Raw genomic sequence first — 12,066 nt, 5'->3', positions numbered from 1 at the left:
TAATAATGAAGTGTAGATCCTATGCGCACATTGCTCTAAACTTTGCGCAACATTATTAGGAGAGGCACATGTCCGACAAAGTATTTATTAGCGCGCAAACATTATTAGAAGATTCATTTCTCTTGGCATCTCAAGTATTTGAGAGTGGTTTTCGTCCACAATTTATTGTAGGGATTTGGCGTGGAGGCGCACCCATTGGTATTGCCGTACAAGAATTTTTCGACTTTAAAAAAGTAGAAACGGATCATATTGCAGTGCGAACCTCTTCTTATTATGGGATCAACCAACAAAGTAAAATCATTAAAGTACACGGTTTAGATTATATTGTTAAACATGCTAATGCCGATGATGCTTTATTGATTGTCGATGATGTATTTGACTCTGGTCGTAGCGTGGTGGCTTTAAAAGATAAACTTTTTGAAAAAATGCGCTTGAATATGCCTAACGATGTGCGTATTGCGACGCCTTATTACAAACCTAAAAATAAAATGGTTGATATCGTACCTGATTATTATATTCACGAGTCTGATGAATGGTTGGTATTTCCACATGAAGTCTCTGGGTTAAGTCGAGAAGAACTGCTTGAAGGCAAAAAAGATCTTGAGAACATTAAGCACCTTTTTGTCGATTAATCTTGGCGATCAAAAAATTAACAAGGAGACATTATTGTCTTCTTTTTTTTGCTTCTATTTTTGATATAAAAAGGACATTCCCCTCAAAATAGGCGATAATCCGCGCCCATCAAATATACTCGATCAGGAAGATAGATTTATGTCCCAAGTTGGCACGCTTTATATTATATCGGCCCCAAGTGGCGCTGGAAAATCCAGCCTTATTAATGCGTTATTAGCAGAAAAACGAGCATGGCAATTACAAGTTTCCGTATCGCATACTACACGCGCACCCCGTAAAGGTGAACGCGACGGTGAGCATTATCACTTTGTCGACCTTGCACAATTTCAACAACTCATTGATAGTAATTCTTTTTTTGAATGGGCAAAAGTGTTCAGTAATCACTACGGCACATCACGCGTTAACATTGAACAAGCACTGCAACAAGGTATCGATGTCTTTTTAGATATTGATTGGCAAGGCGCACGCCAAGTCCGAGAAATGATGCCAGACGCGGTGGGCATTTTCATTCTGCCACCGAGCCGTGTTGAGTTAGAGAAACGCTTACAAACACGTGGCCAAGATAGCAGTGAGATCATTAACAAACGCATGCAACAAGCTCAATCTGAAATGTCGCATTATAATGAATATGATTATTTGATCATTAACGACGATTTCGATAAGGCGTGTCGGGAGTTTTCAAGCATTGTAAATGCCAAACGTAATTTACAAGCAGGCCAGATCCAGCTGCATAAAGATATGATCGCAAACTTGCTAAAATAAAAAAGTGGCATAAGCTCTTCTAGCACTTATATTTACTGTAATATCGGCGCCTTTATTGATATATTTACGTGATATTGACTAATTTTTAAACATCTAAGCGTTGTTACTTGGCATATCACCCTTGCAGGTGTATAATAAGCGCCCGTTTTTATGTAATTAATTTTTGGAGTGCAACATGGCACGTGTAACCGTTGAAGATGCAGTAAATGTAGTTGGTAATCGTTTTGATCTTATCTTAATGGCATCTCGTCGAGCTCGCCAGCTTGCAACACAAGGTAAAACGCCTTTAGTTGATCCTGAAAATGATAAGCCTACCGTGATCGCATTACGTGAAATCGAAGCAGGCTTGATCACTAACGAATATATGGACATTCAAGATCGCCAAGAAAAACATGAGAAACAAGCAGCTGAACTTGCAGCTGTTGCAGCTATTGCAGAAGGAAGAGGCTAACTCCCTCTTTAACACCCTCTTTTAAAACGTCGTCCATGTAAATGCACGACGTTTTTTTTATTCGGAGAAAATAGATTGTTCACTTTAATATCTGCCGCATTGGCCATTATTGTTGGTTTTGCATTACTCATTTGGAGTGCTGATAAATTTGTTTTAGGCGCCTCCAATACCGCGCGTAGTTTTTCAATATCACCTTTGATTGTCGGCGTCGTTATCGTCGGATTAGGTACCTCTGCTCCCGAAATGCTTGTCTCGGCCATGGCGGCTTTTGCCGGTAAAACAGGACTTTCAGTCGGCAATGCGATTGGCTCTAACATTACGAATGTCGGCTTGATGCTTGGCTTAACCGCCTTATTTTATCCCTTACAAATTCACTCTAAACTGCTTAAACGTGAGATGCCAGCCTTACTTCTGATCAGCCTCTTTACCTATTTTCTGGTTTCTGATCTTTACCTGAGTTTCTTCAATGGCATTATCTTACTGAGCATGATGTTTGCCATGTTAGCCTTTACTATTTGGGAAGCAAAAAATCACGATAAAGATAATTTATCACAAGAAATTCTTGATGAACTCCCAGAGCAGGTCTCTAAGAAAGTCGCTTTAAAGTGGTTAATTATTGGCATTGTCGTTTTGATTATTTCATCACGTATTTTAGTGTGGGGCGCGGTCGAAATTGCGCAATACTATCATGTCAGTGATTTAATCATTGGCTTAACGATTGTCGCCATTGGTACCAGTTTACCTGAGCTTGCCACCACGATTGCAGCTGCTAGAAAAAAAGAATTTGATTTAGCCGTGGGTAATATTATTGGCTCAAATATTTTTAATTTATTAGGCGTTATGGCATTACCCGGAATAATTAACCCGGGGACGGTCGACAATGCCGTTATCACGCGTGATTTCCCGGTGATGATAGCATTAACGCTAACATTGATAGTATTCTCTATCGCTTGGCGAAAAGGTCAGACAGGCCGCTTAGGGCGCGTAGAGGGCGCGGTTTTATTAAGTGCTTATATCGCTTATATGCTTTGGCTTTTTGTCGCTTAATTAAAAACGCAAAAAAAAAGGTTATCAATGTACTTAAGTGTACTGATAACCTTTTTTATTTTCGCTAATATTATTTTTTAAACATTAACTTTAAACGATCGAATTTTGGTGTTGATAACCAATAACCCACGCCCATAAATAATGCGCCACTCACTACATTGCCTAATGACACCCAAAGTAAGTTATGACCGATACCCACCATGTTAAAGCCTTCTTTCGCATCACCAAACCACGAAAGTGCAAAGATAGTCATATTTGCAATGCTATGCTCGTAACCTGACGCGATAAAAGCTAACAAACACCACCAGATAGCGATAAATTTAGCACTACCTTCAGTGCGCAGTGCCATCCAAATAGCAAGGCAAACAAGCCAGTTACAAAGCATGCCTTTAGCAAATAAAACTAAAGCTGGCGCCTGCGTTTTAGCAAAAGCGACTTTATGCAATAAACTGCCTTCAAAATTTAATAACGCACCACCACCGGCAAGATAAAAAAGGTAAGCAACAAAGATAGAGCCAATTAAATTGCCAATCCACGTTTGTGGTAAAACAACGAATTTATCTTTCCAAGTGATTTGCTTGGTCAATGCGCCAAAGGTTAAGAACATAGTGTGACCCGTAAACAGTTCTGAGCCCGCTATAATAACCAGTGTTAATGCGATCCCAAAACAGCTACCCATTACTAATGTGCGCATCGAAGGATCAACCACGTTGCCTAAACTAAAGATTAAAATAATACCGAGTCCAACATACGCACCTGCCATTGCAGAGCTTATCCAAAATCCCAATTTATCTTCTTTTGCAAATTTAACAATGCGTGCAGCGTTAGCTGCACATTTTTTTATACTTTTAGCGTACATCTTTTCTTCCCTTAGATTTAAAAAATATTTGTAGCCAATTTGTGGGCATAAGCAGCCGATTACGACACACTAATTTCCACATGGCCCTTTACAACACGGGCTTTGTAAACATCAACGCTCACTTCATCATTTTCAAGGCAATGCCCACTGACTAAATTAAAGCGCTGTTTTTTTAAGGGTGATGCCACCCAATATTGCCCCTCATGCTCACAAATAATACCGCGAGATAACACGTTAGAGCGTGCAAAAGGATCCATATTGGCAATGGCATAAACATCATCACTCGCGTGTGGCCGAAAAATAGCGACTTGCTTCTGATCGACTAAAGCACAAACACCCGTGCCCGGAAATATTTTATCTAACGCGCAGACATTGACCCAATGACTCATACTGTTGTCTCCAAATTAATTTTATACGTAGGGGCTTTTTCACTTTCAAACGCAGGACGTTTTTGAGACCGCGTTGGCGTAAACAGCACATTGTCATCTTCTAAGTCACTATTAATAAAGTGTGAAAAACGCGCCAATTGCGCTTTATCATTTAATGTTGCTTGCCACTCACATTCATAACTCTCGATTGAAATGGCCATATCCGCTTCAAGTTGTGCATTGATCCCAAGTTTGTCATTAACGATAACATCCTGTAAGTACTCAATACCGCCCTCTAAACTTTGTAGCCACACCGAAGTACGCGTTAATTTGTCTGCGGTGCGCACATAAAACATCATAAAACGATCTATGTACTGTAATAACGTTTCTTTATCTAAATCAGACGCAAGTAATGATGCATGCTGCGGTTTCATACCGCCATTTCCACACACATAAAGATTCCAGCCTGAATCGGTAGCAATAATGCCCACATCTTTACCTTGTGCCTCAGCGCACTCACGCGTACAACCTGATACACCAAACTTCATCTTATGTGGCGTACGTAAGCCTTTATAGCGATTTTCAAGTTCAACACCAAAACCAACACTATCTTGCACACCATAACGGCACCAAGTGCTACCTACACAGGTTTTAACCATACGTAGTGCTTTGGCATACGCTTGCCCAGTTTCAAACCCTGCATCTAACAACTGTTGCCAAATATCCGGAAGATCTGATTTATGTGCGCCAAAAAGGCCGATACGCTGGGCGCCTGTTATTTTGGTATACAAGTCATACTGCTCAGCAACTTTAGCGATTGCGCCAAGGCCTTTCGCCGTCACTTCACCACCGGCCATACGCGGTATTACCGAGTAAGTACCATTTTTTTGCATATTACCTAAAAAGATATCATTGGTTTCTTGTAAACCATTATGATCACTCGATAAAATATACTCATTCCAACATGATGCTAAAATTGAGCCAACCGTCGGTTTACAGACTTCACAGCCATAGCCTTTGCCATATTTAGAGAGTAGAGTTTGGAAAGTTTTGATTTTTTCAATACGGATCAGGTGGAATAATTCTTGACGGGAATATTCAAAATGCTCACAAAGATGGTTTTTAACCTCAATACCTTGCTTACTAAGTTCAGAGTTAAGTAACTGAGTGATCAAAGGAATACAACCACCACACCCCGTACCCGCCCCTGTTTCAGCTTTAAGCGCGCCAATGGTGCAATGCCCGGCGGCAACCGCGTCGGCAATATCCGATTTTTTAACATCAAAACAAGAGCACACTTGCGCCGAATCTGGCAAAGCATCGACGCCTAAACCCACTTTTTCACCGCCAGCATGCGCCGGTAAAATTAAAGTGTCCGGATGTTTTGGTAATTCAATATTATTGAGCTTATATTGTAATAAATCACTGTAACTTTCGGTATCACCCACGAGCACAGCGCCGAGTAGTTGCTTACCATCTTCGGAAACGATAATGCGTTTATAAACCGAATTATGCTCATCTAAATAAACATAACTTTTACAATTAGGGGTGCGTCCATTGGCATCGCCAATACTGCCTACATCAACGCCAAGTAATTTGAGCTTAGCGCTCATATCTGCACCGGCAAACTCACTTTCACCGCCTAAAATATTATCCACAGCCACTTTTGCCATGCTATAACCAGGCGCGACTAAACCAAAAAACTTATCATTCCAAGCCGCACATTCACCAATAGCATAAACATCGTCATCTGATGTTTTACATTGATTATTAATAGAAATACCACCACGAGTACCAATTTCTAGGCCACATTGTTGTGCTAATTTATCTTGCGGACGAATACCCGTTGAAAAAACAATAAAATCAACTTCAAGATGAGTACCATCTGCAAACTTCATGGTATTACGCGCGGTTTCTCCCCCGCGTACTATCTCTAAGGTGTTTTTACTGGTATGAACTTTTACACCAATATTCTCAATTTTATCGCGAAGCATTTGACCGCCTTGCGCATCTAACTGCTCAGCCATAAGGACAGGTGCAAATTCAATAACATGCGTTTCAACACCCAGCGCTTTTAACGCGCCTGCAGCTTCTAAACCTAATAATCCACCACCCACTACCACACCGCTTTTACTGCGACGAGCACTGCCTTCAATGGCATCTAAATCTTCAATGGTGCGATATACAAAACAATCAGGACCTTCATTGCCTTTAATGGTCGGTACCCATGGGTATGAGCCTGTCGCCATGACTAATTTATCATAATAGACGGCACGTCCCGTTTGCGAATGGATCACTTTTTCTTCTCGGTTGATGGTTAATGCGCGCTCACCAATCAAGATATTAATATTATGTTTCTCGTAAAAGCCCTCTTTAACAAGAGAAAGCTCTTCTGCGGTATGATGTGAAAAATAAGAAGAGAGGTGAACACGATCATAGGCAACTCGAGGCTCTTCGCAAAAAACTGTAATTTCATATTCATCTAAATTCGCTTTTTCTACAAAATCATCGATAAAACGGTGCCCTACCATCCCATTGCCAATGACCACTAGTCTTATTTTGCTCATACTACCCTCAATGCTTTATATTTTTCAGACGTACTACATTAATGCATTGTAACAAAAGATCTTTGATGGATATCAATAGGTTAACAATCTGATAACAGTTTTACTAACAAATCATAATATCAAAATAAAGTATTTTATATCAAACTGTTAAATACGATTAGCTTTTCTGATATTTAAGCGGGGTTTAAAAAGGATTTATAAAACAACTGAATAAGGAATATGGGTAGGTTTAATTTATCGAAAAGGCGCGCTCCCTCCTCTTTATAAAAAGAAAATATAAGAGAAGAGATTTCTTAAGCGGCACTAAGAATGCCTCTGCTTTGTTTAATGAAGGCCTTATTTTTTTAGCGCATGTTGCTCTTTTAAAAAGGCAAGCACCTCTGTTAACGACACGCTCACTTTCTGTCCCAATGCGCGTACCTGTGCATCAGGTTCAACTAAATCTGGCACTTGATGCACCTGCATACCGGCACTGATCGCCGAGCGTACACCATTACTTGAATCTTCAAAAGCAAGGCACTCATTAGCGGGAATATTAAGCCTTGATGCGGCCAGTAAAAAAATCTCAGGGGAGGGTTTCCCACATTTCACTTCGCAACCATTACTGAAACAACTAAAATATTCAAACAAGCCCGAAAATTTTAGTTTTATTTTGGAAAGCTCTTTATCGGTTGATGTGGCAAGTGCAATGGGAATCGACTGCGCTTGTAACCATTTAAGTAATGCGAGCGCGCCCGGTTTTACAGGAATAGCTTGATGATAAACAATACGGTGATAACGTTTCATCCACTCTTCTCGCAACGTTTCATAATCAAGACTGTCACCATAGCCCTTACAGAGCACCGCTTTTATACCGGCAGCATTACAACCAATGATCCCAAGATACACCTCTTCAAGCATCGGCAATGATAAATGCTTGCAGGCGTCACGAAAGGCATTCTGGCACACTTTCTCGGTGTCGAGTAACAGCCCATCCATATCAAAAATTGCGCCTTTATAATGCATTTTTTATCCTTTATTTTTAATTTTAATTTAGTCGCTTCGCAGCCTCTAACATCAATGTCATACTTTATTGTGGGTCGTCAATACCAAGGCTACTCAATATCTCTTTAAAAACAGCGTCCCGCGCAGACGTCGTGAGATTTGGATATAATCGGCAAAGGCGTATCGCATGTCCGAATTTCTCTTTACCCAGCACACCCAATACACGTGTAAACAATAATTCATCCAGATAAAAAGCACTCACTACTGAGGCGATTGCGCTGTCAAAATCCGCATAAGTCGTGCCATCAAAGGTAAATTCCGCTTGCGCATCATCGCAGATAATACCGGTGCCAATGATACAGACAGGCCAGCCCGCAAAGTTCACTCTTGCTTGCTGTAATTCGAACATAAACCACGCACTTCGCTTAAACCCCTCAAAGGCAGAGCCTTCAAATTGCGACTCTTGCAGTTCCTCTTTTGTCCAGCGCGCGCCAATATTTAAGGTTTTTTGATGCTTAACAATTAATTTCTTTTTGAGTGCGTAGCGATACGCCCAAATAGATTCAAAAGCGTCATGCTTTACAAGCGTTGAGCATTCTTGGCAACTCGGCACATTTAACGGCGCATGCGTTAACAAACGACAGGAGGATTTTTCTTTAGGAAAAGTGATCTCTTTATCTTGAGGCTCACCACAAAACCAACACTGGTAACGGTGTTCAAAAGGGATCTCTATTAAAGGGTAATGTGACTCTATAGGCAAAGGTTAATCTCCATGCATCGCTTTATCATGCATTGATAACGTTTCGATAACGTCTATTAAAAGAGAGATTATTTTATTATATTTATGACTATCATCCAACAAGGATGTTAAATTTTTATATGCATGTAATACCAAAAGAACTAAAAAAGTGATCCGTCTTGCTGGAAAGCTTAATTAATTCCATTGCTATAAATTATACGCTCACACATATAAAAATATGAGATATCACCAAAACGCGGATCAGCTTTCTTGGGTGTGATGCTCTTGGATCAAGCTTTCAACTTTCTTGATCATATTTAAACTGCCACAGTAAAAGGGTACGCGTTGGTGTACTTGCTCTGGTTTAATATCTAAAATACGCGTAAAGCCATTACTCGCACGCCCTCCCGCTTGTTCAACTAAATATGCCAGTGGATTACACTCATATAATAAACGTAACTTTCCATTACGGTACGTCGACGTAGAAGGATACATATAAATGCCTCCTTTTAATAAATTACGATGAAAATCAGAAACAAGAGAGCCGATGTAACGGGATGTATAAGGGCGATTAGTTTCTTTATCCTCTTCTTGGCAATATTTGAGATATTTTTTTACGCCAGGGGGAAAGGCTAAGTAATTGCCTTCGTTGATCGAATAAATACGTCCGTCTTCGGGGATCTGCATATTTTCATGAGAGAGGTAAAATACGCCGAGAGAAGGATCGCAGGTGAAACCATGAACACCATAACCCGTACTGTATACAAGCATGGTGGACGAACCATAAATGACGTATCCCGCAGCCACTTGCGCACTTCCCGGTTGTAAAAAATCATCTAAAGTTGGCGTACTACCCACTGGGCTAAGGCGGCGATAAATAGAGAATATCGTCCCAACAGAGACATTTACATCAATATTAGACGAGCCATCCAACGGATCCATTAGCACCACATATTTACCGTTATGGCCCTTCTCTGAATTAAATATAATGATCTCATCTTCTTCTTCTGATGCCACACCACACACTTGACCACGCGCTTCTAACGCAGCTTTAAACTTTTCATTCGCAAAAAGATCCATCTTTTGTTGATCTTCACCTTGTATATTATGCACTCCAGTTGAGCCAATAATATCAACTAACCCTGCTTTATTAATATCTCTATTAACGACCTTAGCGGCAAGTTTAATAGAGGACAGTAAAGAGGTTAACTCTCCAGTGGCATCTGGAAATTCTGATTGTTTGTCTACAATGTGTTCACCAAGCGTTTTCATTTACTATCCTTATGAATAAAAAAAATAGAGCAATCTTGCTCTATGGTTGTGTCATTAAGTACTAGAAAAAAGAATGTCTTATTCGGTGTGCAGGATCTTCAGCATCGATACTAAAGATCCTTAGTTTTATTATTCCACCGTGACTGATTTTGCTAAATTTCTCGGCTGATCCACATCGGTGCCTTTAATAAGGGCAACATGGTAACTCAGTAATTGTAATGGAATAGTATAAATAATAGGTGCAAGTAATGGGTCGCAATGTATCACGTCTAATACTTTCATACTCTCATCACGACTAAAGTTTGCGTCTTTGTCTGCAAAAACATACATCAGTCCGCCACGCGCTCGCACCTCTTCAACATTGGATTTTAATTTTTCAATCAACTCATTATTTGGGGCAACAACAATAACGGGCATATCGGCATCAACAAGCGCTAAAGGACCATGTTTTAATTCACCGGCAGCATAAGCTTCGGCGTGAATATATGAGATCTCTTTTAATTTTAATGCACCTTCCATTGCAATGGGATACTGGTCGCCTCGACCTAAAAATAAACAATGCTGTTTATCGGCAAAGTCTTCAGCGAGCACTTTTATCTGCGCATCCATTTCCAACACTTTTTCTATTTGTTGGGGCAACGCATGTAATGCTTGCACTATTTCAGCTTCTTGCGCGCTACTCAGTGCATTATAACGACCAATTTCAGTCACCAGCATCATTAAAGCAACCAGTTGCACGGTAAAGGCTTTGGTCGACGCAACGCCAATTTCAGGTCCCGCTTTCATTAAATAAACCAGATCAGACTCGCGCACTAATGAGGAGCCATCCACATTACAAATCGCCAAACTTGCCATATAGCCTTGTTTTTTAGCTAAACGTAAAGCCGCTAACGTATCTGCTGTTTCACCCGATTGCGAAAGGGTTACTAATAAACTATTGGCTTGCGTCACTGATTTTCGGTAACGAAATTCAGAAGCGATTTCAACATTACAAGAGACACCTGCAATCGATTCAAACCAATAACGCGCCGTCATTGCAGAGTGATAACTGGTACCACAGGCAATAATTTGGATATGTTTTACTTTTTGTAATAAGGCGCTAGCATTTTCACCAAATACATTATCTAGCACTCTCGTGTCGCTAATACGCCCGCTCAGAGTGCGTTGTATTGCCACCGGTTGCTCGTAGATTTCTTTAAGCATATGATGTTTATATTCGCCTTTATCACTCTCATCGTGTACCACATTAGATTCCGTGATAGCGCGCGTAACCGCCTCACCACTTGCATCGAATATCAGTACTTGTTGACGCGTAACCTGCGCAACATCGCCTTCTTCAAGGAAGGCAAAGCGACGTGTTACCGGTAATAATGCAATTTGATCGGATGCGACGAAATGCTCACCCACACCATAACCAATCACCAAAGGACTACCAGATCGCGCCACGACCAAGCATTCAGGGTCGGTTGAATCAATAACGACCATGCCATAAGCACCCGTTAACTGTTTCGTCGTGTATTGCACCGCTTTTAATAACGAGTCGTTATTTTTCATATTGGCATGTATCAAATGCGCAATGACTTCGGTATCCGTATCTGAGCTAAAAACATAACCTTGTGTTTGTAATTGCTGGCGTAACACTTGATGGTTTTCAATAATACCGTTATGTACGACAGCAATTCGGCCTTCTGAAAAATGCGGATGCGCATTTACTTCATTGGGCGCGCCATGCGTTGCCCAACGCGTATGAGCAATACCTGTTCCACCTTGTAAAGGGGAATTTTTTAAGCTATCACGCAGTGCTTGCACTTTTCCGACACAACGCACACGCTCTAATGTTCCCTTGCCACTCACCAATGCAATACCGGACGAGTCATAACCGCGGTACTCAAGACGTTGTAAGCCTTGTAATAAAATCTCAACGATATCTCGTTGTGCCACTCCACCGACTATCCCACACATAATAATGCCTTTTATTTTTAAACTTAAATACGGGTTAATGCTATGTTTTTCACGACATAGCGCATTCCATTAATCAAAAATCCGCCTTGTACACTAACGCGACAATAGGATAATTTTATATCAATATGAAGTTTTCGCATTACTGCATCTACATGCACACTAATGCACGAACCCAACCAAATGTGCATGATATGCCGATAAATCAAACTTTGCACGCACTTTCATGCACAAACCTGCACAAACCTTTCCTAACTACCTGCAGATACTGATACGGCCCGATCAGAGCGCTGATAAAGTACTATTTTGTTAATACGATTGTCTTTTCATTGCTTGCAACACAACAATCCTATTCGAGCTAGCGCTGCGCTTGCTGATTTTGCATCTTGAAGTATCATGGGTATCTTAGTGACTTATTTTGGCCT

Annotated in this window: 11 protein-coding genes; 4 read left to right on the top strand and 7 right to left on the bottom strand. The window is 40.7% G+C overall.

Features of this window, described 5'->3' with window-relative positions; translation table 11 throughout:
• The first annotated feature begins 68 nt into the window (after nucleotides 1-68).
• The 4 genes from PCNPT3_RS00860 (at nucleotide 69) to PCNPT3_RS00845 (ending at nucleotide 2,893) form a co-directional block, all read left to right on the top strand.
• Nucleotides 69-632, top strand: a complete 564-nt coding sequence (locus PCNPT3_RS00860) for a phosphoribosyltransferase (protein WP_015463978.1) — start codon at nucleotides 69-71, stop codon at nucleotides 630-632.
• Nucleotides 633-771: 139 nt separating this feature from the next.
• Complete coding sequence (gene gmk, locus PCNPT3_RS00855) at nucleotides 772-1,395, top strand: guanylate kinase (RefSeq protein WP_015463977.1); 624 nt, start codon at nucleotides 772-774, stop codon at nucleotides 1,393-1,395.
• A 175-nt stretch (nucleotides 1,396-1,570) separates the two neighbouring features.
• Nucleotides 1,571-1,846, top strand: coding sequence for a DNA-directed RNA polymerase subunit omega (rpoZ, locus tag PCNPT3_RS00850; protein ID WP_015463976.1), 276 nt, complete (start codon nucleotides 1,571-1,573; stop codon nucleotides 1,844-1,846).
• Nucleotides 1,847-1,921: 75 nt separating this feature from the next.
• Complete coding sequence (locus PCNPT3_RS00845; RefSeq protein ID WP_015463975.1) at nucleotides 1,922-2,893, top strand: calcium/sodium antiporter; 972 nt, start codon at nucleotides 1,922-1,924, stop codon at nucleotides 2,891-2,893.
• A 70-nt stretch (nucleotides 2,894-2,963) separates the two neighbouring features.
• Here the strand turns inward: PCNPT3_RS00845 and nirC are convergent, their stop codons facing one another.
• The 7 genes from nirC to glmS form a co-directional block, all read right to left on the bottom strand.
• Nucleotides 2,964-3,752, bottom strand: a complete 789-nt coding sequence (nirC, locus tag PCNPT3_RS00840) for a nitrite transporter NirC (RefSeq protein ID WP_015463974.1) — start codon at nucleotides 3,750-3,752, stop codon at nucleotides 2,964-2,966.
• A gap of 59 nt (nucleotides 3,753-3,811) precedes the next feature.
• Complete coding sequence (nirD, locus tag PCNPT3_RS00835) at nucleotides 3,812-4,141, bottom strand: nitrite reductase small subunit NirD (RefSeq protein ID WP_015463973.1); 330 nt, start codon at nucleotides 4,139-4,141, stop codon at nucleotides 3,812-3,814.
• On the bottom strand, nucleotides 4,138-6,687 hold the full coding sequence (gene nirB / locus PCNPT3_RS00830) for a nitrite reductase large subunit NirB (protein ID WP_015463972.1): 2,550 nt from the start codon (nucleotides 6,685-6,687) through the stop codon (nucleotides 4,138-4,140). Before nirB ends, nirD begins: the two co-directional genes overlap by 4 nt.
• Before the next feature lie 336 nt (nucleotides 6,688-7,023).
• Nucleotides 7,024-7,692 (bottom strand): HAD family hydrolase, encoded by a 669-nt coding sequence (locus PCNPT3_RS00825; protein WP_015463971.1) that lies wholly within the window; start codon nucleotides 7,690-7,692, stop codon nucleotides 7,024-7,026.
• Between the two features lie 64 nt (nucleotides 7,693-7,756).
• The gene (locus PCNPT3_RS00820) at nucleotides 7,757-8,431 is read right to left on the bottom strand and encodes a hypothetical protein (RefSeq protein ID WP_015463970.1); all 675 of its coding nucleotides are present in this window, start codon (nucleotides 8,429-8,431) and stop codon (nucleotides 7,757-7,759) included.
• Between the two features lie 240 nt (nucleotides 8,432-8,671).
• The gene (gene fbp / locus PCNPT3_RS00815; protein ID WP_015463969.1) at nucleotides 8,672-9,682 is read right to left on the bottom strand and encodes a class 1 fructose-bisphosphatase; all 1,011 of its coding nucleotides are present in this window, start codon (nucleotides 9,680-9,682) and stop codon (nucleotides 8,672-8,674) included.
• 129 nt (nucleotides 9,683-9,811) lie between these two features.
• Nucleotides 9,812-11,644 (bottom strand): glutamine--fructose-6-phosphate transaminase (isomerizing), encoded by a 1,833-nt coding sequence (gene glmS / locus PCNPT3_RS00810; RefSeq protein WP_015463968.1) that lies wholly within the window; start codon nucleotides 11,642-11,644, stop codon nucleotides 9,812-9,814.
• Between the last annotated feature and the right edge of the window lie 422 nt (nucleotides 11,645-12,066).

Origin of the sequence: Psychromonas sp. CNPT3 (assembly GCF_000153405.2) — a bacterium.
GTDB lineage: Bacteria > Pseudomonadota > Gammaproteobacteria > Enterobacterales > Psychromonadaceae > Psychromonas.
Note: the sequence above shows the minus strand (reverse complement) of the source record. Positions and strands in the feature narration are given on the sequence as shown.

Bases quoted from the DNA above. Each gene is read 5' to 3' on its own strand.
- PCNPT3_RS00860 (WP_015463978.1), top strand. From the start codon at position 69: ATGTCCGACAAAGTATTTATTAGCGCGCAAACATTATTAGAAGATTCA.
- gmk (WP_015463977.1), top strand. From the start codon at position 772: ATGTCCCAAGTTGGCACGCTTTATATTATATCGGCCCCAAGTGGCGCT.
- rpoZ (WP_015463976.1), top strand. From the start codon at position 1,571: ATGGCACGTGTAACCGTTGAAGATGCAGTAAATGTAGTTGGTAATCGT.
- nirC (WP_015463974.1), bottom strand. From the start codon at position 3,752: ATGTACGCTAAAAGTATAAAAAAATGTGCAGCTAACGCTGCACGCATT.
- nirD (WP_015463973.1), bottom strand. From the start codon at position 4,141: ATGAGTCATTGGGTCAATGTCTGCGCGTTAGATAAAATATTTCCGGGC.
- nirB (WP_015463972.1), bottom strand. From the start codon at position 6,687: ATGAGCAAAATAAGACTAGTGGTCATTGGCAATGGGATGGTAGGGCAC.
- PCNPT3_RS00825 (WP_015463971.1), bottom strand. From the start codon at position 7,692: ATGCATTATAAAGGCGCAATTTTTGATATGGATGGGCTGTTACTCGAC.
- fbp (WP_015463969.1), bottom strand. From the start codon at position 9,682: ATGAAAACGCTTGGTGAACACATTGTAGACAAACAATCAGAATTTCCA.
- glmS (WP_015463968.1), bottom strand. From the start codon at position 11,644: ATGTGTGGGATAGTCGGTGGAGTGGCACAACGAGATATCGTTGAGATT.